Raw genomic sequence first — 21,918 nt, forward strand, 5'->3', positions numbered from 1 at the left:
CATGCTGCCGCTGAAAGGAATCAAGGTCGTCGAGGTGGCGCAGAATCTCGCCGGCCCCTACTGCGCGCAGATCCTGGCGCATCTCGGCGCCGATGTGATCAAGGTGGAGCGGCCCGAGGGCGGCGACGATGCGCGCCACTGGGGCCCGCCCTTCCTGGACGGCACCTCCGGCGGCTTCAACGCCGTCAACCTGAACAAGCGCTCCATCACCGTCGACCTGAAGGACAAGGCGGAGATCGAGAAGCTGCTCACGCTGATCGACCATGCCGACGTGCTGGTGCAGAACCTGCGCCCGGGCTCGATGGAGGCGCTCGGGCTTGACGCGGCGACGCTCACCGCGCGCAACCCCAGGCTCGTCTACTGCTCGCTCTGGGCGCTCGGCAGCGTCGGGCCGCTGAAGGACAAGCCGGGCTTCGAACCGATGGTGCAGGCCTTCTCCGGCCTGATGACCCTGCAGGGCGACGAGGGCGGCAAGCCGATCCGCATGGGCACGCAAGTGCTGGACCACGGCACCGGCATGTGGGCGGCGATCGGCGTGCTCGGCGCGCTGGTGCGGCGCTCGGTGACCGGCCGCGGTGGCATCGTCGACACCTCGCTGTTCGAGACGGCGCTTGGCTGGTGGACCATGCCCTATTCCGGCTATGCGCTCTCCGGCGAGCTGCCGCAGCGCCACCCGACCGGCTCCAGCCGACTCATCGTGTTCCAGGGCTTCGACACGAAGAACGGTCCGGTCGTGGTCGCCGCCGGCAACGACCGCCTGTTCGCCAAGCTCGCCATCGCACTCGGCCGCAAGGATTGGGCCGAGGATCCGCGCTTCGCCAAGAATGCCGGGCGCTACGAGCACCGGGACGAGATCATCCCCGAGATCGCCCGCATCATGACGACCAAGACCAAGGGCGAGTGGATCGACATCCTGGAGGCGGCCGGCGTGCCCTGCGCGCCGATCAACACGCTGCCCGAGGTGCTGGCCGAGCCGCAGACCGAGGCCGTCGGCATGCTGATGAACGTGCCGGGCATCGACATCCGCCTGATGGGCCTGCCGATCAAGTTCGAAGGCGAGCGCCCCCAGGTGGTGCGCCGCGCGCCGAAGCTCGGCGAGCACACGGCGGAGATTCTTGGCGAGGTTTTCGCTAAGAAGTAGCCATGCCCTATCGTGACCCGCCGAAGCCGGGCCAACGCCGCATCGCTCTGGTGCATGCCATCCCGGTCTCGATCGATCCGATCAACCAGGCCTTCGCCGAGCATTGGCCGGAAGCCTGGGCCTTCAACCTGCTGGAGGATTCGCTGATCGCCGGCCTCGCCGAGGCCGGGGGATTCACAGCCCTGTTCAACCGCCGCCTCACCGATCTCTGCCGCTACTGCGTCGATGCCGGCGCCGACGCCATCCTGTTCACCGGCTCAGCCTTCGGCCCGGCGGTCGATGCGGCGAAGGCCAAGGTCACGGTGCCGGTGCTGAAGCCCTACGAGGCGATGATCGCGCAGGCGCTGGCTGCCGGCAGCAATCTCGGCCTGATCGCCAGCTTCCGCGGCACCTTCGCCCCGTTCAAGGCCGACGTGATGGCAGCGGCCAGGCACCCGATCGGCCTGTTCACCGAGGAGGCGACCGGCGCGCTCGAAGCACTGGAGGCCGGCGATGCCGCCACGCATGACCGCTTGGTAGCCGAAGCCGCCGCACGCCTGCCCGCCTGCGACGCCGTCATGCTGGCGCAGTATTCGATGGCGCGCGCCGCACCGCTGGTGAAGCACCCGAAAGTGCTGACGCCGCCCGACGCGGCGGTGCTGCACCTGAAGCAGCTGCTCGGGGCGTAGGCGAAGATCTTCCCCCACAGGGCGGCGGACGCCGGCCCAGCGCGCCAATGGCTTTGTCAGGAGCGCTTCCGATTCCCCGGTTCGGGCAACGGTTCGAACCGCCTCACATATTCGGCCGGAGTGACGATGCGGATGCCTCGCCAAGGGTCCAGGACCAGAAGATCGTCGTCGCTCGATACGATGGTCTGCGCCCCTGCAGCGAGCGCAAGTTCGAGATACTTGTTGTCCTTCGCGTCACGACAGTCGGTCACGGATTCGGTCGGCGTGACGAATGTGGCCGCCATCGATAGCAGGCTCAGGACCGCGCCCCCGCGTCCACCAGAAAGATGCCTGGCAAATCGGGGACGGGAGAACACCTCGCGGATCTCCGCCTCGACCACCGGCGAAAGGCATATCGTTTCATGACTGCGCGCGAGAAGCAGAGCCCGCTCGGGGATCGAATCCGCCTTCAGCAGCGCACCGACAACCGAACTCGCGTCAAAGACGACGGTCGGCATTGTAGGCGGCAAGCTCGGCGTCGATTTCCTTGTCGCTCAGGCCCTCAGCGCGGGCCGCAGCCTTGATCTCGGCAATCAGCGCTGCAAGCGGATCGCTCACCGGCGCCTCGGGACGCAGGAGATTGCTGACCAATTTCCCCACCTTCTCGCGCCGCGCCTGCTCCTGCAGAGCCGCTGCAGCCTCGCGCGAGACGGGGATCTGAACCATGACGGTGTCGTTCATCATCCATCTCCTCCAGCGAATAGCCTAGCATACGGACGTGGGCAACGGCTCTAGTCGGCAACGCCTCGCAGGAAGCTACATCGGGCTTGTTGCCAGCCGCAGACGCGTTGCCATTCGGGAGTTTCGGTGCCGTGCGCTCCGCAATACGATCAAGGAGCGACTCCCGTCGATCTTTCCCATCTGTCCAGGATCCTCTCCTGATCGTCGAACAGAAACAGGACTTGGACGCCACCGTCGCCAAATCCCTTCGGGCAAAAGACGCGGCGCAGACGCACTGTTTCGATCCCCGTATAGGTGGGGTTTCGGGCTCTGACGTCGTCGGGAAGCGGAACGACAAATACATCCTTTCTCTTATCCAAGATGCCGAGATCTAGGCCCAACTCGCCCGCAGCTGATACCACTTCGCCAACAACAGCGGCTTTCTCGATCTCCGACTTAAAGCGGTCATAGGACGGGCGGCCGGTGAGATCGGCAGATGGCCTCGAAGGGCATTCCTGGGCCGCCGCGGGAAACCATCCCGACACGAGGCACGACAGCGTCAGCACAGCTACGATGATCACCCGCATCGCGGTTTCCAAACCTGGTTCAGCTCGATACCTTCTTCTACAAGACATCGCCTCGCGCACGTGAAAGACGGTTCTCCGCCTGCACATGCTTGGACCGGCGCCACATCGTTCGCATTTCAGCTCCGCCCGTAGGTATCGGCGAAGCGCACGATGTCGTCCTCGCCGAGATAGCCGCCGGATTGCACCTCGATCAGCTCGAGCGGGATGTGGCCTGGATTCTCCAGCCGGTGCGTCATGCCCATGGGGATGAAGGTCGACTGGTTCTCGTAGAGCAGGAAGGTCTCCTCGCCCTTGGTGACGCGGCCGGTACCGCTGACCACGATCCAGTGCTCGGCGCGATGGTGATGCATCTGCAGCGAGAGCGAGGCGCCAGGCTTGACCACGATGCGCTTGACCTGGAACCGCGCGCCTTCGCCGATGCCGCGATAGCTGCCCCAGGGCCGGTACACGGTCGGATGCTCGGCATGCTCCTTGCGGCCCATCTGCTTCAAGCGGTCGACCACGCCCTTGACGTCCTGCACGCGATCCTTGGCCGCGACCAGCACGCAATCGTCGGTCGCCACCACCACGGCCTCGTCGAGGCCGATCACGGCGGTCAGCGGGCCTTCGGAGCGGATATAGGAATTGGTGGCGTCGAACGTCACCACGTCGCCGCGCAGCACGTTGCCGGCGGGATCGCGCTCGCCGATATCCCACAGCGCCGTCCACGAGCCGACATCGCTCCAGCCGACATCGATCGGGCAGGTGGCGGCGAGCGCGGTCTTCTCCATCACGGCATAGTCGATCGATTGCGACGGCGAAGCCGCGAAGGCCTTGGGATCGAGGCGCAGGAAGTCGAGATCGCTGGAGCCCTTCGCCACCGCCTCCTTGGCCGCGGCGAGCATGGCCGGCTCGAGCCGGCCGAGCTCGGCGAGATAGGCCTTGGCGGAGAACAGAAACATGCCACTGTTCCAGGCATAGCCGCCCTCGGCGAGATAGCTCTCGGCCGTCTTCAGGTCCGGCTTCTCGACGAAGCGATCGACCGCGAAACAGCCGACGCAGCCCGGCAGCGGCGCACCGGCGCGCACATAGCCGTAGCCGGTCTCCGGCCGGTCCGGCTTGATGCCGAAGGTCACGAGCTTGCCCATCGTCGCCGCCTTGGCGGCGACTTCCACGGCGGCGCGGAAGCCTTCGGCATCGCGGATGACATGGTCGGAGGCCATCAGCAGGACCAGCGCCTCCGGGTTTTCCTGCTGGGCGATCAGCGCGCCGGCCGCGGCGGCGGGCGCGGTGTTGCGGGCGACCGGCTCGAGAACGATATGGCCGCCGTTGATGCCGGCCTCGCGCATCTGCTCGGCGATGATGAAGCGGTGGTCCTGGTTGCAGATCAGGATCGGCGGCGCGAAGGCGGACGTGGCGACGCGCTTCAGCGTCTCCTGCAGCATGCTCTGATCGCCGGCGAGCGGCAGAAGCTGCTTCGGATAGGCCTGGCGGGAGAGCGGCCACAGCCGCGTGCCGCTGCCGCCCGCCATAACGACCGGGTGAATCCGCATCTGCCTGGACGCCATACTTGCCTCGCTCTTCCGCCGAAACGCTAGCGAATGCGCTGTTAACGCATTTCTACCATTTCAAGGAGGCATTTGCGGCATCAGCAGGGCCGGAACCGGCAACCGGCGTCGAACCTCTCGGTGACCGGATTGCGCGGCGGCAGCAGGGTCGCCAGCAGCAGGTCCAGGGTGCTGCGGAAGGCCGGGTCGTCCAGCGATGCCGGCCGGTCGGTATAGCCGTTGGCTTCCGAGACGAAGCGGTCATAGGCGCAGAAAACCGCCTGTATGCGCATCTTCCGGTCCTTGGGCGGCGGATTCAGATCCGCTGAGCGCTCGCCCTGGCAGACCCGTTCGCCGCTGACGGCGGCGGATGCCGGATCGAAATGCAGAATCACCCGATAGCCCGCCGGCGTCTCGGGATCGGGCCGCGTGGTGAAGCGGAACGGCGGCAGCCAGCCCGGCGGCCGCATCAGGAAAGTGACGGCTTCCGGCGTGCCCGGCACATTGCCGCGGATCTCCGTCGCCATCTCGCCTTTCGGCGTCGCATAGGCGACGAGGCCTGTCGTGTAGATGGTGCCGTAGTGGCCGGGACCGATATGGTCCGTGCCGCAGGCCATCAGGGCCGACGCGGCCAGTATCGCCGCGCAATCGCGGTATCGCATATCCGACCTCCGGGGCAATGACCCGCGTTCGGCCTCAGCGTTCCTCGACCAGGTCGACGCCGCCCACCTGCTTCAGCGCGGCGCGCGCCTCGCGCGTCACCGCATAGCCGCCGGGCAGCTGGATCTCCACTTCCGACCCGTCTTCCGGCAGGCGCAGCATGATGCTGACCTGGCCGCGCGCCGTCGCCTTCTTTACCCGGTCGAGCACGGCGCGGATGCCGCCGATCGGGGCCATGTCGCGGATATGCACGACGATGCCGTCGGCCGCCGTATCGGCCACCTTCTCCAACGGCTCGATCGCCTTGGCGCTCAGGCGCGCGGTTTCGCCGTCGGGCCGCGCTTCGACGGTAACCACCAGGGCCTTGCCGGGTTCCAGGTGCTCGCGCGCGTTCGACAGCGCCTCGGCAAAGACCAGCACCTCGAACGTGCCGGAGGGATCCGACATCTGCACATAGGCGAAGCGGCTGCCGCGTTGCGAGGTGCGCTCCTGCCGGCCCATCACGATGCCGGCGATCCGGGCCTGCGTCGGCCGGTCGGAGAGGCCGCGCGCCAGATCGGCATAGCGCATCACGGCGAGCCGCTTCAGCGACCGCGCATAGGCATCCAGCGGATGCGCCGAGAGATAGAAGCCGATGGCGGCGAATTCCTGCTCCAGGCGATGCAGGTCGTCCCAATCCGGCCCCTGCGGCAGCGGCAGCGGCGGCTCTGCCGCCGCCGCCCCGCCGAACAGCGACACCTGCTTGGATTCGCGCGCCTCCGCCGCCGACTGCGCCTGGCGCATGATGACGTCGGCGCCTTCGCAGACCTTGCGCCGGTTGCGCTCCAGCGCGTCGAAGGCCCCGGCCCGCGCCAGGTTCTCCACCATGCGCTTGTTCAGCGCCTGAGGGTCCATCCGGCGGGCAAAATCGGCGACGCTGCGGAACGGTCCGCTCTGCCGTTCCCTGACCAGCCCCTCGACCGCGCTCATGCCGACATTGCGGATCGCCGCCAGCGCGTAACGCACCGCACCCTTCCCGCTTGCAACGGCTTCGACCGAGAACTCGACCTCCGACCGGTTGACGTCCGGCGGCAGCAGCTCGATGCCGAGCCGGCGCAGCTCCTGGCGGAAGGTGCCGAGCTTGTCGGTATTGGCGATGTCGAGGCTCATGGTCGCGGCCATGAACTCGACCGGGTGGTTCGCCTTGAGATAGGCCGTCTGATAGGCGACCAGCGCATAGGCGGCCGCATGGCTCTTGTTGAAGCCATAGCCCGCGAACTTGTCGACCAGGTCGAAGATGTAGCTGGCGCGCTCGGCCGGAATGCCTTTCGCCTCGGCGCCTTGCACGAAGCGCTCGCGCTGCGCCTCCATCTCGGCCTTGATCTTCTTGCCCATGGCGCGACGCAGCAGATCGGCTTCGCCGAGTGAATAGCCGGCCAGGATCTGGGCGATCTGCATCACCTGTTCCTGGTACACGATGACGCCGTAGGTCTCCTTCAGCACCGGCTCCAGCAGCGGGTGCAGGTAGTCGGGCTCCTCGCGGCCGTGCTTGCAGTTGATGAAGCGCGGGATGTTCTCCATCGGGCCCGGGCGGTACAGCGCCACCAGGGCGACGATGTCCTCCAGCCGGTCGGGCTTCAGGTTGCGCACCACGTCGCGCATGCCCTGGCTTTCCAGCTGGAAGATGCCGACCGTATCGGCCCTGGACAGCAGATCGAAGCTCGGCCGGTCGTCGAGCGGCAGGTTGCCGAGATCGAGATTGATGTCGCGCTTCCGCAGCAGCTGCACGGCACGCTGCAGCACGGTCAGCGTCTTCAAGCCGAGGAAGTCGAACTTCACCAGGCCGGCCGGCTCGACCCATTTCATGTTGAACTGGGTCGCCGGCAAGGGCGAGCGCGGGTCGCGGTAGAGCGGCACCAGCTCGGTCAGCGGCCGGTCGCCGATCACCACGCCGGCGGCATGCGTCGAGGCATGCCGGTGCAGGCCTTCGAGCTTCATCGCCACGTCGAGCAGGCGCGCCACGCTCTCGTCGGTATCGCGCTCGTGACGCAGCCTCGGCTCGCCCTCCAGCGCCTTCGACAGGGTCACCGGATTGGCCGGATTCATCGGCACCATCTTGGCAATGCGGTCGACCTGGCCGAGCGGCATTTCCAGCACGCGGCCGCAATCGCGGATCGCGGCCCGCGCCTGCAGGGTGCCGAAAGTGATGATCTGCGCCACGCGGTCGGCGCCATAGCGGTCCTGCACGTACTTGATCACCTCGTCGCGCCGGTCCTGGCAGAAGTCGATATCGAAATCCGGCATCGACACGCGCTCGGGGTTCAGGAAGCGCTCGAACAGCAGGCCGAAGCGCAGCGGGTCGAGATCGGTGATGGTGAGCGCCCAGGCGGCGACCGAACCGGCACCGGAGCCGCGGCCCGGTCCGACCGGAATGCCCTGCCGTTTCGCCCATTGAATGAAGTCGGCGACGATCAGGAAGTAGCCGGGAAAGCCCATCGTCACGATCACGTCGAGCTCGTAGTCGAGCCGCTCGCGATAGGTCTTGGCCTGCTCCGGCGACAAATCGCCCATCGCGGCGAGGCGCCGGTCGAGACCTTCATGCGCCATGCGGCGCAGCGCCGCCGGCTCGTCCTCGCCCACTTCGGTGGTGAAGCGCGGCAGGATCGGCTTCCGCTCCGGCGCCATCACGGCGCAGCGCTGCGCGATGACCAGCGTGTTGGCGATCGCCTCCGGCAGATCGGCGAAGGCGGCCTTCATTTCGGCGGCCGAGCGGAAACGGTGGTTCGGCGTCACCCGCCGCCGGTCGTTGTTGCTGACCGAGGAGCCCTGCGCGACGCAGAGCAGCGCGTCATGCGCCCCGTACATCGCCTCGGTCGGGAACAGGCAATCGTTAGTCGCGACCAGCGGCAGGTCCAGCGCATAGGCAAGATCGATCAGCCGCTCCTCGATCGCCGCCTCGGCCGGCACGCCATGCCGCTGCAGCTCCACATAGAGACGGCCGGGATAGAGCGCGGCCAGCCGCTGCAGCACCTCGCGGGCCGCATCGTTCTGGCCGTCGGCGAGCAGCCGGCCGACCACGCCGGCGGTGCCGCCGGTCAGGCAGATCAGCCCGTCGGCCATTGCCTCCAGGTGGCGCCAGATCACGTGCGGCGTCTCACCGGCCGGCGTCTCCAGATAGCCGGCGGAGCTGAGCGCCATCAGGTTGCGCCAGCCGGCCTCGTCCTTGGCGATAACGACGATGGCATCCGGCTCCGGCTTGCGGCCGATCCGCCCGGACAACCCCTCCGCCTCCTCACGCGCCAGGCCGAGCTTGCAGCCGACCACCGGCTGGATGCCGGCCTTGGCCAGGGTCGCGCAGGCCTCCATGGCGCCGAACAGGTTGCCGCTATCGGCGATGCCGACCGCCGGCATCGCATGCGCCTCGCAGAGCTTGGGCAGCTCCTTGATGCGGATCGCGCTCTCGGAGAGCGAATAATCGGTCTGGACGCGGAGATGGACGAAATCGGCGGGCATGGCTCGGCTGGCGGAGTCGCGGCCGGCCATTGTCGCACGCTCTCGATCGCGTGTCGGTAGGCCGGTGCGCATTAACCTGAACGCGATATTCACCACGAATCCGGTGCCGGCCGAAACCCGGCGGTAAGGCCTCGCACCTCAGTCTGCAGCTTCATTCCCGAGGGATCGGAGCTGGAGGCGGATCATGCTGAAGCAACTCTTGCTGACGGGCGCGGCGGTGACCGCTCTGGCCGGCGGCGCACAGGCGTCCGCCGTCACCTGGGACTTCGAGGATCTGTCCAATACGACGGTGACCTCGGGCGGCTCGGGCTTCGGCAACAGCCTGACCTTCACCGCCGACGGCCAGCAGGTGCGGCTGACGGCCTGGAGCCTGACCAGCGGCGGCGTGTTCGAGGCGGCGCAGCTCCTGCGCTATGGCGGCGCCGGGCTGGGTATCTGCAACCAGGGCGAAAGCACCGGCTGTGGCTCGCCGAGCCACCAGATCGACAATGTGGGGAACAGCGGCCGAAACGACTTCGTGCTGATCGAGTTCCTCGGCGGCGGCACCTTCGACCCGACCAGCGCCACCATCCGCCGCTACAGCAGCGACAACGACTACAAGGACCTCGACGTCACCTATTGGGTCGGCGACGGCAACGTGCCGCTCGACCTGGCCGGCGCGGGGGTGAACGACCTCGCCGCCCTGGGCTTCGACAGCCAGTTCGACGACGACACCTCCAACAGCTCGTCCAACCGTACGGTCTGGACCGGCGGCGACACCACGGCGACGGCGCTGCTGTTCGGGGGTCGGATCGGGTACGACGAAGACGACGCGTTCAAGCTGCAATCCCTGACGGCCAGCTATTCCGCCCCGCCGCCGGCAACGAGCGACGTGTCGGAGCCCGCCTCGCTGGCGCTGCTCGGGCTGGGCGTCGCCGCGCTCGGGCTGCTGGTCCGCCATCGCCGCCGGAATTGAGCGGCACGCCGTTAACTATAAATCCGGATACGCGTCCACCTTTACTGTCAGGAATCGATACATTCATAGAGATAAAGGGAGATAGTGAAGAGAAATTCACTAGAAAAGCGCCCAGTTTCTGGGGCGTTTCGTGGCTTCTGATATCGACACCTTCAGTTGGCATCCTCGTTGCTTATAGGTCGGCATCGCTAGTCGATCCGGGGTCAGGTGAGGCAACGGGCGGCGCGTAGATCAACTGGAGGAGTACAATGCTGAAGAACACCCTTTTGGCCGGCGCCGCGGTTGCCGTGCTTGCCTTCGCAAGCTCGGCCCATGCCGCCGCCTATAGCTGGAGCTTCACTGGCGGGAACAGCAACGACAACGGCTCGGCCGGCAACACCCGCAACTTCGCCAGCAGCCCGGCCGGCATCTCGCTGACCGCCTCGGCCTTCTATGCGACCTCGAGCTCGTCGAACATCCAGGCCGCCTATCTCGGCCACTATTCGCCGGGCCTCGGCGTCACGAATACCTGGAACGAAGATCACTATGTCGATAACGGCGGCCGTATCGATCTCGTCCTGTTCCAGTTCAGCCAGGCGATCGACATCGACAGCATCATCCTGACCTCGTACGGCGACGCCGACATCAAGGTGTGGTTCGGCAGCAACTTCGCCGGCGGCACGATCAACGGCGATTTCGGCCTGACCGATCTCGGCAGCTTCTCCTGCAACAGCAGCTGCAACGGCAACGGCGAGGTGCAGACCTACAGCAACGTCAATCCGCTCAACATGACGGGCACCTACCTGCTCATCGCCGCCGATCCGAGCGGCGACAACGACGAGTTCAAGATCCGTGGCCTGGCGGCCAGCTACAGCCCGCCGACCACCGTCGCGGAGCCGGGCACGCTGGCCCTGCTCGGCCTCGGCCTCGCCGGCCTCGGCGCGGCGACCCGCCGCAAGCGGAGCGCCTAAGCACCTCCAGATCTCGGGGGAAGACGGACGGGCGGCGCGCCAGCGCCGCCCGTTTCCGTTTGCGCTATAAGTGCGGTCGACATCATCCAAGGACCGCCGGCGTAAAAACGCGGCCCGCGACCGACCTCTGGGGGAAACGCATGAACCGCAAGAAGATCCTGATCCCGCTCGGCATCCCGGAAGCGGGCCTCGCTTTGGTCAAGGCACGCGACGACATCGACTACGAGGTCCTGGATCCCGCCCCGCCAGAGCAGTTCCGCGCCAAGCTGAAGGACGTGCACGGCGTGACGCTCCGCGTCACCGGCTTCACCGCGGCCGACCTGGCAGTGGCGCCGAACCTGATGGCGGTGGCCCGGCTCGGCGTCGGCTATGACAACGTCGACGTCGCCGCCTGCACGGGGCGCAACGTCGCGGTGATGATCGCCGGCATCGCCAATTCGGTCAGCGTGGCAGAGCAGGCGGTGTTCTTCATGCTGGCGCTGGCCAAGCGCGCCGCCGAGATGGACGCCATGGTGCGCCGCGAGCGCTGGGCCGAAAGATTCGGCGCGCTGCCCGGCGACCTTGCCGGCAAGACCGTGCTGGTGATCGGCGGCGGGCGGATCGGCTCGCGCGTGATCCGCCGCTGCGCCGCCTTCGAGATGAACGTGCTGGCCTATGACCCCTATCTCAAGACCGACGTGTTGCGCATGTACGGCGCCGAGCCGGTCAGCGACCTGCGCGCCGCCCTGGCCCGGGCCGATTTCGTCACCATCCATTGCCCGAAGTCAGGGGAGACGGTGGGCCTGATCGGCCGGGCCGAGCTCGCGGCGATGAAGAAGGGCGCCTTCCTGGTCAACACCGCCCGCGGCGGCATCGTCGACGAGGGCGCCCTGCACGCCGCCCTGACCGGCGGCCAGCTCGCCGGCGCGGCGCTCGACGTGTTCGACCGCGAGCCGGTCGACCCGGCCAATCCCTTGCTCAAGCTGCCCAACACCATCTACGCGCCGCACATGGCCGGTGTGACGCGGGAGGCGCTGGACCGCATGGCGGTGGCGGCGGTGCAGAACCTGCTGGATGTGTTCGACGGCCGGCCGAAGCGGGAGAACTGCGTCAATCCGGAAGTGCTGGGGTGACGATGGGATCTGCTGCGTCCGGTTGTATTCCAAGTTGACAGCAGCTCTCGACCCGCCGTGCCAGAACCGCGCGTTTGCGATATCGGTGTGATATTGAATGGCGCGGCAGACCGGCGACAGCTGCATCGGTGCGGCAGAGCACCATGCTCGGCGCATGAATTCCCGTTAACCAAATAAGAGACCATGCTCTCGAACGAATTCGCGGACAAGAAAGCCGCGAGGAGGTTCGGCATCAAGACTTATCCACAGCGTATTTGCCTCGCGCTGTAAGGGCCGATCATTTGTGTAACTTGGCGTGACCATTGGGTTGTTGTCCCGACGCGCCCGATTTGATCGGCCGACCGCCAATCGGAGTCAATATTTTTTACGAAACTTGACACACTCTTCCGTGATAAATCTGAAATATCAACGGGACCAAATAGTTAACAAATTGGCACGAAGCCTGCTTCGTTAACGGCGTGTGACGCACTCGTCCAACAGTTGGGGGTATAAATGAACCACGTGATGGGCCGCCTGGCCCTCATTTCGGCAGGCTTGGGCGCCGGGCTGATGCTCAGCTCGGCAGCCTCGGCAACACAGATCACGCAGTGTTCCAACGTCGGTGACGTCGGCGATTGGGCGCGCGTAGGCAGCTGCGTGTCCGGCGACAAGAAATTCACCTATGTCAGCAGCAACAATGCGGGCTCTGGCAGCGACATCGACTTCGATATCAATGGGAACGGCCTTCTGCATACGTTCCAGTACGATCAGGATCGGGATGGCGGCTTCAACGGCGTCGATTTCAACCTGAAGTACATTATCGAAGTGCTCGACCCGAACTACAAGATCACGTCGGTGGAGCTGACCTCGGACTTCGATTGGGAGCAGGGCTCTGGTTCGAGCACGGTGACCAAGAAGATCTACAGCTCGCTGGGCGGCGCTTTGCTGGACACGCTCGAAGTGACCAACGACGGCTCGGACACGTCGATCCCGCTGAGCGCGTCGATCCTCTACATTGAGGACTACGTTCACGTCGACGACGACGACAAGCTGAAGAGGTTCGAGAACAAGTTCACCCAGACCCTGACCCCGCCGACCACCGACGTGCCGGAGCCGGCCACGCTGGCGCTGTTCGGCGCGGGCCTGGTGGCGATGGGCCTGATCCGCCGCCGTCGCTCGGCCTGATACCCGAGCCTCTCCGGAGGTTTACGGAACGGGCGGCGCGCAAGTGCCGCCCGTTTTCTTTTGCGGCCTTCTGGATCACACTGCGCCCCGCGCCGGCCCGGCCGGCGCCATCGATCGGGAGGGACGCAAGATGAAGGCAGGCCCGGCCATTGCCGAGATCCTGAAGCGCGAAGGCGTGGAGATCATGATCGGCTATCCGGTCAACCATCTCCTCGAGCACGGCGCCGCCGCCGATATCCGCCCCATCATCGTGCGCCAGGAGCGGGTCGGCCTGCACATGGCGGATGCCATGTCGCGCGTCAGTCGCGGCAAGAAGCTCGGCCTCTTCGTCATGCAGCACGGCCCGGGCGCCGAGAACGCCTATGGCGGCGTCGCCCAGGCCTTCAGCGAGAGCGTGCCGATCCTGGTCATGCCCCAGGGCTATGCCCGGCGCATTGCCCATGTGCCGCCGAACTTCAACTCCACCATCCAGATGGCCGGCATCACCAAGAGCGCCGAGCCGATCACCTCAGGCCGCGAAATTCCCAACATCCTGCGCCGCGCCTTCACCCAGCTGCGCAACGGCCGCGGCGGCCCGGTGCTGGTCGAGGTGCCGACCGACATCTATGCCGAGGAGGTGCCGGAGCCGCTCGACTATCAGCCGGTCTTCACCACGCGCTCGGGCCCCGATCCCGAGGCCGTCGCCAAGGTGGCCGAGCGGCTGGTGGCGGCGAAGCGCCCCGTCATCCATGCCGGCCAGGGCGTGCACTGGGCCGAGGCCTATGCCGAGCTCCGCGAGCTCGCCGAGCTGCTCGCCGCGCCGGTGATGACGACCCTGCAGGGCAAGAGCTGCTTCGACGAAACGCACCCGCTCGCCCTCGGCTCCGGCGGCCGCGCGCACCCGGCGCCGGTCACGCATTTCCTCAAGGCCTCGGACCTGATCTTCGGCATCGGCTGCAGCTTCGGCGAGACCAATTTCGCCACCGCCATGCCGGCGGGCAAGCCGATCATCCACGCGACGCTCGACAGCCGCGACCTCAACAAGGACGTCCGCGCCGAGATGGGCCTGGTCGGCGATGCCAAGCTGACACTCGCCGCGCTCACCGATGCCTGCCGCAAGTTGCTCGGCGGCAAGGCGCGCGATGCCTCGCAGGTCGCGGCGGAAATCAAGCAGGTCGAGGCTGCCTGGCTCGAAACCTGGGCACCGAAGCGCAACTCGAACGACGCGCCGCTCAACGCCTATCGCGTGCTGGCCGAGCTGCACCGCACCGTCGACGTCGCCAACACCATCATCACCCACGATGCCGGCAGCCCGCGCGACCAGCTATCGCCGTTCTGGAAGACGACCCGGCCGATGACCTATCTCGGCTGGGGCAAGACCACGCAATTGGGCTACGGCCTCGGCCTCGCCATGGGCGCCAAGCTCGCCGCCCCCGACAAGCTCTGCATCAACGTCTGGGGCGACGCGGCGATCGGCTTCACCGGCATGGATTTCGAGACCGCGGTGCGCGAGCGCATCCCGATCCTCTCCATCCTGCTCAACAACTTCTCCATGGCGATCGAGCTGCCGGTGATGAAGGTGGCGACCGAGAAATACCGCTCGACCGACATCTCCGGCGACTATGCCGCGATGGCGCGCGCCTTCGGCGGCTTCGGCGAGCGGGTGACGCGGCCGGAGGAGATCGTGCCGGCGATCAGGCGCGGCATCGAGGCGACGCAGAAGGGTCAGGCCGCGCTGCTGGAGTTCATCACCTCGAAGGAGATCGACATCTCCCGGCCCTGAGGGTCAGACCAGCACGCCGTCCTTGAGATGGACCACGCGGTCCATCCGGGCGGCGAGGTCGGGATTGTGGGTCGCGATCAGGGCGGCGAGCTGGTGCTCGCGCACCAGGCCGAGCAGCTCGCCGAACACCACGTCGGCGGTGGCGTGGTCGAGATTGCCGGTCGGCTCGTCGGCCAGCAGCACTTTCGGCCCGTGCACCACGGCACGGGCGATGGCGACGCGCTGTTGTTCGCCGCCCGATAGCCGCGCCGGCCGGTGCTTCAGCCGCTCGGCAAGGCCGAGCCGGCCGAGCAAAGCGGATGCGCGCTGCTTCGCCTCGCTCTTCGGCAGTCCGGCGATGATCAGCGGCATCGCCACGTTCTCCAGCGCGGAGAATTCCGGCAGCAGGTGATGGAATTGATAGACGAAGCCGAGCTTGGCCCGCCTCGCCAAGGTGCGCTCGGTCTCGCTCATGCGCGAGGCGGGCGCGTCGTCGATCAGCACCTCGCCGCCGCTGGCGCGCTCGAGCAGCCCGGCGATGTGCAGCAGGGTCGACTTGCCGGCGCCGGATGGCCCGACCAGCGCCGCCACCTCGCCGGCGCGGAGCGCAAGGTTGACGCCGCGCAGCACATGCAGCCGCTCGGCGCCCTGGACGAAGACCCGCTCCACATCCTGCAGGCGCAGCGGCTCACTCATAGCGCAGCGCCTCCACCGGATCGAGCCGCGCGGCACGCCAGGACGGATAGATCGTGGCAAGGATCGACAGCGCCAGCGCCATCGCCACCACCTGCACCACCTCCATGACCTCGACCTTGGCCGGCAGCCGGGTGAGGAAATAGACCTGGGCCGGGAACAGCTCGACCAGGAAGGTGGATTCGAGCCAGCGGCGGATCGATTCGATATTCGCCGCGAAGGCATAGCCGGCGGCGCAGCCGAGCACGGTGCCGATCACGCCCACCGCCGCGCCGGACAGGAAGAAAACGCGCATCACGCTGCCGCGCGTCGCGCCCATCGTGCGCAATATCGCGATGTCGCGCCCCTTGTCCTTCACCAGCATGATCAGGCTGGAGATGATGTTGAAGGCGGCGACCAGGATGATCAGGCTCAGGATCAGGAACATCACGCTGCGCTCGACCTGCAGCGCGTTGAAGAACTGCGCATTGGCCTGCTGCCAGTCGTAGATGCTGTAGCGGTTGTTCAGCGCCTGGGCGATCTCCAGCCGCTTCTGCGGCGCCGCGTTGCCGTCCTTCAGCATCACCTCGATGCCGCTGACCTTTTCGCCCAGGCGGAAATAGATCTGCGCCTGCGCGAGCGGCATGAACACGAAGGCGCTGTCGTATTCGAACATGCCGATATCGAAGGTGGCGACCACGCGATAGGCCTGCAGGCGGGGCACGGTGCCGAACACCGTCGCCGTGGTCTGCGGCGAGATCAGCGTGATGCGGTCGCCGATCTTGAGGCCGAGCGTGCGCGCCATGCGGTCGCCGACCACCACGGCATCCTCGCCGCCGAAATCGGCGAGGTCGCCCTGCACGATCCGGCGGGCCACCAGCGACTGCTTGCGCAGGTCGTCAGGAGCGAGTCCGCGCACGCGCGCCCCGGTCGCGGCGCCATTCGCCGTCGCCATCACCTGGCCGTCGACCACCGGCTGCACATAGGTGATGCCGTCGAGCCTCTTCAGCTCGCCCATCAGCCGCTCGTGGTCGTCGAGCCCGCGCTCGAAGCTCTGCACCATCAGATGGCCGTTGAGGCCGAGAATGCGGCCGAGCAGCTCGGCCCGGAAGCCGTTCATCACCGCCATGACGACGATCAACGTGCCGACGCCCAGCATGATGCCGAGCAGCGAGAACAGCGCGATGACCGAGATGAAGCCTTCCTGCCGCCGCGCGCGCAGATAGCGCCCGGCCATCATCCATTCGAAGCGGGAGAAGATCATGGGCCCGGGATCAGAGAGGCGGATCGCGGCGAAACCGTGGCACCGCGCTCACGATCCGAGCAGCCTGGCGAGAGCGGCGTCGACCGACAGCTCCTGCTTCTCGCCGGTCGCGCGCCGCTTCAGCTCCACCGTACCGGCCTTCGCACCGCGGGGCCCCGCGGTCACCTGCCAGGGCAGTCCGATCAGGTCCATGGTGGCGAACTTCGCGCCGGCGCGGTCGGCGCTGTCGTCGTAGAGCACGTCCTTTCCCGCCGCCTTCAGCTTGCTCTCAAGCTCCGCGCCGAGTTTCGCGCAAGCCGCATCGTCCGGCTTCAGGTCGACGATGCCGACATCGAACGGCGCCACGCTGTCCGGCCAGATGATGCCGGCATCGTCGTGGCTCGCCTCGATGATGGCGCCCAACAGCCGCGATACGCCGATGCCGTAGGAACCGCCGTGGACAGTGACCATCTCGCCGTTCGGCCCGGCCACCTCGGCTTTCAACGGGCCCGAGTACTTGGTGCCGAAATAGAAGATATGGCCGACCTCGATGCCGCGGGCGGAGACCTGGCGCTCGGCCGGAATGGCATTGAACCGCGCCGCGTCGTGCTTCTCGTCGGTCGCCGCATAGGCTGACGTCCAGCTGTCGACCATCGGCTGCAGGTCGGCGTCGTAGTCGACCGCTTCCGACAGCACGTCGCGCTCGACCAGTGCCTTGTCGCAGAACACCGCGCTCTCGCCGGTCTCGGCCAGGATGATGAATTCGTGCGAGAGATCGCCGCCGATCGGCCCGGTATCGGCCTGCATCGGAATCGCCTTCAGGCCCATGCGAGCGAAGGTGCGCAGATAGGCGACGAACATCTTGTTGTAGGCGCGGCGCGCGCCGGCCTGGTCGAGATCGAAGGAATAGGCGTCCTTCATCAGGAACTCGCGGCCGCGCATGATGCCGAAGCGCGGGCGCACCTCGTCGCGGAACTTCCATTGGATGTGATAGAGCAGCATCGGCAGGTTTTTGTAGCTCTTCACCTCCTTGCGGAAGATGTCGGTGATCAGCTCCTCGTTGGTCGGGCCATAGAGCATGTCGCGCTCGTGCCGATCCTGGAGGCGCAGCATCTCCTTGCCGTAATCGTCGTAGCGGCCGCTCTCGCGCCACAGATCGGCCGACTGGATGGTCGGCATCAGCAGCTCGTTGCAGCCGGCCGCGTCCTGCTCCTCGCGCACGATCTGCTCGATCTTCTTCAGCACCCGGAAGCCAAGCGGCAGCCAGGAATAGATGCCGGCCGAGGCCTGGCGGATCATGCCCGCGCGCAGCATCAGCCGGTGCGAGACGATCTGCGCCTCGCTCGGGTTCTCTTTCAGGACGGGCAGGAAGAAGCGGCTCAAGCGCATTGCGGCATCCGATACGGGACGGGTCCGCAACTATTTACGTGGCCCCCGGTTGGGCCGCAACGAAACCCTCAGCGCCGGCGGCAGGCCGCCACGACGTCGGATTCGAAGGCCTGGTCCAGCGGCTTGCCGTTCAGCATGGCCTTGCCGGTCTTGAGATCGACCGCAACCTCGCCGACCACGATCTCGGAGGCACCAAGGCTGCCGGTACCGATGGCGAGGTCGCGCTTCAGCGCCACCCGCACCTCGTCGGGCCCCGCCGCCGCCTCGGCCGGCAGGTCGGCCGGTGCCACCGGGCGCCCCTGCACGTCGACTCCCGGCTTGTATTCGACGCCGGGCGCCGGGCGGTGGGCGGTCAAGGCCCGGCAGGTGTCGCGTCCAACCACGACGACTTCCAGCGGCTGCGCGCGCAGCGGATCAGGAAATAAAATAACCACAACTGCCATAACCAGCGAAAGAATCTTGATGACTTGCTGCCCGGACTCGACTAATTTTTCCAGCGATAAATAGTGTCTCCGGGCAGTTTCCCGGTGGCCCAAGTCTTGGGAGGAAAAGCCCGACCAACGGTCGTTCGCCATGGGCGGCCGGATGGAACAAGAAGGGTTCATTGCCAGATGGCAATAGCGCAAGCCCCCGGATGGGTCTTGCGCTTTCTTTTTGCCCTCAGAGACGGACCGTTAACCGGGGCCAGCGGCGAATCCAGCCTTTGGCGGCAATGCGGGCATAGAAGACGTCGAGCCGGTCGCGATAGGCCGGCACCGGCCGCAGCACCAGGGCCAGCAGGTCGTCGACCCCGTGCGGCGCTGCGATCTCGATGCCGCCGCGACAGTCGAGTCGCGCCGCGACGGCGGTCACCGTCTCCACCCAATGGCCGATCGCGTGCACGGCGCCGGCATAGGGCGCATGCCCATTGCGCCGGTGCATGCGCGCCTGGTTGTGCACCGACCATGGCAGGCCCGGCGCCTGCCGGCGCAACTCGGCTTCGATGGCGGCGTCGCGCTCGGCCGAGGCGTCGTCCGGATCGAACCAGGCGACATCGATATCGGCGAGCGGTTGCGGCGCGAGCTCGTGCAGATGGTCGAAAACCGGATTGCGGACAGCGCCGGCACCGATCCAGGCATCCGGCAGTGCCAGGCCGGCGAGCGCCGGCAGCGCCCGCTGCAGCACCGGATCGCGCCGCAGGATGTCGGCGATGCGGGTTTCCGCCGGGTTCACTTCCCCTTCCAGAACGCGCCAAGACCGAACAGGTCGCGATCCTGCACAAACCAGAAAGCGGCGAACAGCACGCTGGCGATCGCCGTCGTCAGCAGGGCCTTCATCACCAGCCGCGGGCGGATCGGGGCGCTCGGGACTTGGCCGGGCACCGCGTCGACGCCGGCCTCCTCCGGCGTGCGCACGCCGATCGGCAGCACGGCGAACAGCACGCACCACCAGATGATGATGTAGGTCATGACGCCGGTGTACCAGTTCACCTGAGCCTCTTATCGTACCCGTGCAATACGGATCTCGACATGCGGGCGACGGTCGATGCGTCGACGGACCGCCGCGCGCAACGCCTTGGTCGCGCTCTCGATCACCTTGTCGTCGTCGAAGCGCATGCGTCCCGGCAGGCCTTCGACCGCCCGAGCAACGGAATCGGCGACCTCATCCTCGAAGCCGTCGCTCTCGTCCTCGGCCACGCCGACCAGGGTGATCGCCGGCTCGGTCTCCAGATCGCCCTGGGGGTCGAATACCAGGTTCGCCACCGCGACGCCGTTGTACATCAGCCGGCGCCGGCGCCGCACCAGCTCGCCCTCCGGCGCGATCAGATCGGCATCGCCGTCGAGGGCGAGCCGGCCGGCCGGCACCTCGCCCGCGACCGCAGGCTCGCCGGGTCCGAGCCTCAGCACGTCGCCGTTGTTCAGGATCACCGCCTGCGGCACCTGCAGCGACTTGGCGAAGGCGGCATGCTCGGCCAGGTGCCGCGCCTCGCCATGCACCGGCACCGCGACGCGCGGGCGGATCAGGCGGTACATCTCGGCCAGCTCCTCCCGCGCAGGGTGGCCGGAGACGTGCACGAAGTGATCCTTCTCGGTCACCACCTCGATGCCGGCGCGGGCCAGCTTGTTGTGCAGCGAAAACAGCGTCCGCTCGTTTCCCGGGATGATGCGCGAGGAGAACACCACCGTGTCGCCGGGCGAGAGGTGGACATGGCGGTGGTCACCGTTGGCGATGCGCGCCATGGCACCCTGAACCTCGCCCTGGCAGCCGGTGCAGAGCAGCAGCACCTTGTCGCGCGGCAGGTCGCCGAAATCGCGCTCCGACAGGACCGGTGGCAGGTCGCGCAGATAGCCCGCCTCGCGCGCCGCGTCGTGGATGCGCCAAAGCGATCGGCCGACGATGACGAGATGGCGGTCCAGCTCCCGCGACACATGCGCCACGGTCTCGAACCGCGCGACATTGGAGGCGAAGGTGGTGACGGCGATACGGCCCGGCTTGTCCTTCAGCAGGTCGAGCAGGCCCTCGCGCACCGCCGCCTCCGAGCCCGACCTGCCCTTGTTGAAGACGTTGGTGGAATCGCAGACCAGCGCCAGCACGCTCATGTCGCCGAATTTCTGCAGCGCCTCGCGGTCGGTGGCGGGGCCGACCAGCGGCGTCTCGTCGAGCTTCCAGTCGCCGGTATGCAGCACCGTGCCGGCCGCGGTCTCAATCGCCAGCGCCATGGATTCCGGGATCGAATGGGTGATGCCGATGGGCGTCACGCGGAACGGCTTGATGTCGAGCACGTCGCCCGGCTCGTAGAGCCGCACCTCGACCTCGTCCTCGAGCCCGGCATCCACCAGCTTGCGGTGCAGCAGGGCCGCGGCGAAGCGTGTCGCATAGACCGGACAGCGCAGCCTCGGCCAGAGATGCGGCACGGCGCCGAGATGATCCTCATGAGCATGCGTCAGCACCAGCGCCACCAGGTCGTCGCGCTCGCCCTCGATGAAGGCGGGGTCCGGCATCAGGATGTCGATCCCGGGCAGCGTCTCGTCGGCGAAGGTGATGCCGAGATCGACCATCAGCCATTTGCCGGCATGGCCGTAGAGCGACAGGTTCATGCCGATCTCGCCGGCGCCGCCGAGCGGCAGGAAGACCAGGCCGCCGTCCCGTGTGTCGGTGGCGCTCACAGGCGGCCGCCGTTCCGCCGCCAGATCTCGAACAGGCCGCGCATGGTAATGTCGGGGATGACCTGCTCGATCACCCCGCCGGTCGAGCCGTCGAATACCGGGGCAAGGCCGCCGGTGGAGATCACCTTCATGGGCCGGCCGAACTCCGCCTTGATGCGGGCGACGATGCCCTCGATCAGGCCGACATAGCCCCAGAACACCCCGGAATGCATGCAGGCGACCGTGTTGGTGCCGATCACCTGCTTCGGGCGCTCGACCACGATGCGCGGCAGCAGCGCCGTGGCGTTGACCAGCGCCTCGATCGAAAGGTTGATGCCCGGCGCGATGACGCCGCCGCAATAGGCACCCTGCTCGTCCACCACGTCGAAGGTGGTGGCGGTGCCGAAATCCACCACGATCATCGGCTGCTGCGGAAACATCACCCCCGCGCCGACGGTATTGCAGATGCGGTCGGCACCGGCCCCGGCGCCCTTCACCTCGATGCCGTAATTCATACCGGGCTCGCCCAGCACCATCGGCTCGGAATTGAAGTAACGGGTGCAGAGCCGGCGCAGATTGAAGGTCGCCTGCGGCACCACGCTGCCGATGATCGTGGCGGTGATCGATGCCGGATCGATCTTCTCGATCGCCATCAGCTGGAACAGCCAGACGGCATGCTCGTCGCCGGTGCGCAGGGCGGTGGTGTGCTGGCGCCATTCGCCGACGATCCGCTCGCCGTCGAACACGGCGAACTTGGTGTTGGTGTTGTTGGCGTTGATGGCAAGCAGCATGAT

At 66.9% G+C, this 21,918-nt stretch carries 21 protein-coding genes; 7 read left to right on the forward strand and 14 right to left on the reverse strand.

Going from position 1 to position 21,918, the window contains the following annotated elements; all coding sequences use genetic code 11:
• The first annotated feature begins 1 nt into the window (after position 1).
• Together DT074_RS01915 and DT074_RS01920 are read left to right on the forward strand one after the other, a co-directional pair.
• Complete coding sequence (locus DT074_RS01915; protein ID WP_162914557.1) at positions 2 to 1,141, forward strand: CaiB/BaiF CoA transferase family protein; 1,140 nt, start codon at positions 2 to 4, stop codon at positions 1,139 to 1,141.
• 2 nt (positions 1,142 to 1,143) lie between these two features.
• Positions 1,144 to 1,809 (forward strand): aspartate/glutamate racemase family protein, encoded by a 666-nt coding sequence (locus DT074_RS01920; RefSeq protein ID WP_119418106.1) that lies wholly within the window; start codon positions 1,144 to 1,146, stop codon positions 1,807 to 1,809.
• Between the two features lie 56 nt (positions 1,810 to 1,865).
• Here DT074_RS01920 and DT074_RS01925 read toward each other — a convergent pair whose 3' ends face one another.
• The 6 genes from DT074_RS01925 to dnaE form a co-directional block, all read right to left on the reverse strand.
• Positions 1,866 to 2,306 carry a putative toxin-antitoxin system toxin component, PIN family gene (locus DT074_RS01925; protein WP_119418107.1) on the reverse strand — a complete coding sequence of 147 codons (441 nt, stop codon included), beginning with the start codon at positions 2,304 to 2,306 and terminating at the stop codon, positions 1,866 to 1,868.
• Positions 2,287 to 2,529 carry a hypothetical protein gene (locus tag DT074_RS01930; RefSeq protein WP_162914558.1) on the reverse strand — a complete coding sequence of 81 codons (243 nt, stop codon included), beginning with the start codon at positions 2,527 to 2,529 and terminating at the stop codon, positions 2,287 to 2,289. Before DT074_RS01930 ends, DT074_RS01925 begins: the two co-directional genes overlap by 20 nt.
• Positions 2,530 to 2,678: 149 nt before the next feature.
• Positions 2,679 to 3,095: a hypothetical protein gene (locus DT074_RS01935; protein ID WP_119418109.1), complete on the reverse strand. Its 417-nt coding sequence runs from the start codon at positions 3,093 to 3,095 to the stop codon at positions 2,679 to 2,681.
• 116 nt (positions 3,096 to 3,211) lie between these two features.
• Entirely contained in the window at positions 3,212 to 4,642 is a 1,431-nt protein-coding gene (locus DT074_RS01940) for a mannose-1-phosphate guanylyltransferase/mannose-6-phosphate isomerase (protein WP_119418110.1), read from the reverse strand.
• An 80-nt stretch (positions 4,643 to 4,722) separates the two neighbouring features.
• Entirely contained in the window at positions 4,723 to 5,283 is a 561-nt protein-coding gene (locus tag DT074_RS01945; protein ID WP_119418111.1) for a hypothetical protein, read from the reverse strand.
• A 34-nt stretch (positions 5,284 to 5,317) separates the two neighbouring features.
• Positions 5,318 to 8,803 (reverse strand): DNA polymerase III subunit alpha, encoded by a 3,486-nt coding sequence (gene dnaE, locus DT074_RS01950; RefSeq protein WP_368744374.1) that lies wholly within the window; start codon positions 8,801 to 8,803, stop codon positions 5,318 to 5,320.
• A gap of 154 nt (positions 8,804 to 8,957) precedes the next feature.
• Here dnaE and DT074_RS01955 point away from each other — a divergent pair, with 154 nt between their 5' ends.
• The 5 genes from DT074_RS01955 (at position 8,958) to DT074_RS01975 (ending at position 14,716) form a co-directional block, all read left to right on the forward strand.
• Positions 8,958 to 9,728 (forward strand): PEP-CTERM sorting domain-containing protein, encoded by a 771-nt coding sequence (locus tag DT074_RS01955; RefSeq protein WP_119418112.1) that lies wholly within the window; start codon positions 8,958 to 8,960, stop codon positions 9,726 to 9,728.
• Positions 9,729 to 9,976: 248 nt separating this feature from the next.
• A complete protein-coding gene (locus DT074_RS01960) occupies positions 9,977 to 10,678 on the forward strand; it encodes a PEP-CTERM sorting domain-containing protein (protein WP_119418113.1) in 702 nt (233 codons plus the stop codon).
• Between the two features lie 140 nt (positions 10,679 to 10,818).
• Positions 10,819 to 11,790 carry a hydroxyacid dehydrogenase gene (locus DT074_RS01965; RefSeq protein WP_119418114.1) on the forward strand — a complete coding sequence of 324 codons (972 nt, stop codon included), beginning with the start codon at positions 10,819 to 10,821 and terminating at the stop codon, positions 11,788 to 11,790.
• Between the two features lie 492 nt (positions 11,791 to 12,282).
• Complete coding sequence (locus DT074_RS01970) at positions 12,283 to 12,954, forward strand: PEP-CTERM sorting domain-containing protein (protein WP_368744376.1); 672 nt, start codon at positions 12,283 to 12,285, stop codon at positions 12,952 to 12,954.
• A gap of 70 nt (positions 12,955 to 13,024) precedes the next feature.
• The gene (locus DT074_RS01975; RefSeq protein WP_438503660.1) at positions 13,025 to 14,716 is read left to right on the forward strand and encodes a thiamine pyrophosphate-requiring protein; all 1,692 of its coding nucleotides are present in this window, start codon (positions 13,025 to 13,027) and stop codon (positions 14,714 to 14,716) included.
• 3 nt (positions 14,717 to 14,719) lie between these two features.
• Here DT074_RS01975 and DT074_RS01980 read toward each other — a convergent pair whose 3' ends face one another.
• The 8 genes from DT074_RS01980 to DT074_RS02015 all read right to left on the reverse strand — a co-directional run bounded on the left by DT074_RS01980 (position 14,720) and on the right by DT074_RS02015 (position 21,915).
• Positions 14,720 to 15,391: an ABC transporter ATP-binding protein gene (locus DT074_RS01980; RefSeq protein ID WP_119418115.1), complete on the reverse strand. Its 672-nt coding sequence runs from the start codon at positions 15,389 to 15,391 to the stop codon at positions 14,720 to 14,722.
• A complete protein-coding gene (locus DT074_RS01985) occupies positions 15,384 to 16,631 on the reverse strand; it encodes a lipoprotein-releasing ABC transporter permease subunit (RefSeq protein ID WP_119418116.1) in 1,248 nt (415 codons plus the stop codon). The genes DT074_RS01980 and DT074_RS01985 overlap by 8 nt, the downstream gene beginning before the upstream one ends.
• A 48-nt stretch (positions 16,632 to 16,679) precedes the next feature.
• The gene (gene proS, locus DT074_RS01990; protein WP_119418117.1) at positions 16,680 to 17,999 is read right to left on the reverse strand and encodes a proline--tRNA ligase; all 1,320 of its coding nucleotides are present in this window, start codon (positions 17,997 to 17,999) and stop codon (positions 16,680 to 16,682) included.
• Between the two features lie 68 nt (positions 18,000 to 18,067).
• Positions 18,068 to 18,442 carry a hypothetical protein gene (locus DT074_RS01995; RefSeq protein WP_119418118.1) on the reverse strand — a complete coding sequence of 125 codons (375 nt, stop codon included), beginning with the start codon at positions 18,440 to 18,442 and terminating at the stop codon, positions 18,068 to 18,070.
• A gap of 217 nt (positions 18,443 to 18,659) precedes the next feature.
• Complete coding sequence (locus tag DT074_RS02000) at positions 18,660 to 19,211, reverse strand: nucleotidyltransferase family protein (RefSeq protein WP_119418119.1); 552 nt, start codon at positions 19,209 to 19,211, stop codon at positions 18,660 to 18,662.
• Positions 19,208 to 19,468 carry a DUF1467 family protein gene (locus DT074_RS02005; protein WP_119418120.1) on the reverse strand — a complete coding sequence of 87 codons (261 nt, stop codon included), beginning with the start codon at positions 19,466 to 19,468 and terminating at the stop codon, positions 19,208 to 19,210. Before DT074_RS02005 ends, DT074_RS02000 begins: the two co-directional genes overlap by 4 nt.
• A 9-nt stretch (positions 19,469 to 19,477) precedes the next feature.
• On the reverse strand, positions 19,478 to 21,145 hold the full coding sequence (locus tag DT074_RS02010) for a ribonuclease J (protein WP_368744378.1): 1,668 nt from the start codon (positions 21,143 to 21,145) through the stop codon (positions 19,478 to 19,480).
• Positions 21,142 to 21,915 (reverse strand): type III pantothenate kinase, encoded by a 774-nt coding sequence (locus tag DT074_RS02015; protein WP_119418121.1) that lies wholly within the window; start codon positions 21,913 to 21,915, stop codon positions 21,142 to 21,144. Before DT074_RS02015 ends, DT074_RS02010 begins: the two co-directional genes overlap by 4 nt.
• Positions 21,916 to 21,918: the final 3 nt, after the last annotated feature.

Origin of the sequence: Desertibaculum subflavum (assembly GCA_003576705.1) — a bacterium.
GTDB lineage: Bacteria > Pseudomonadota > Alphaproteobacteria > Ferrovibrionales > Ferrovibrionaceae > Desertibaculum > Desertibaculum subflavum.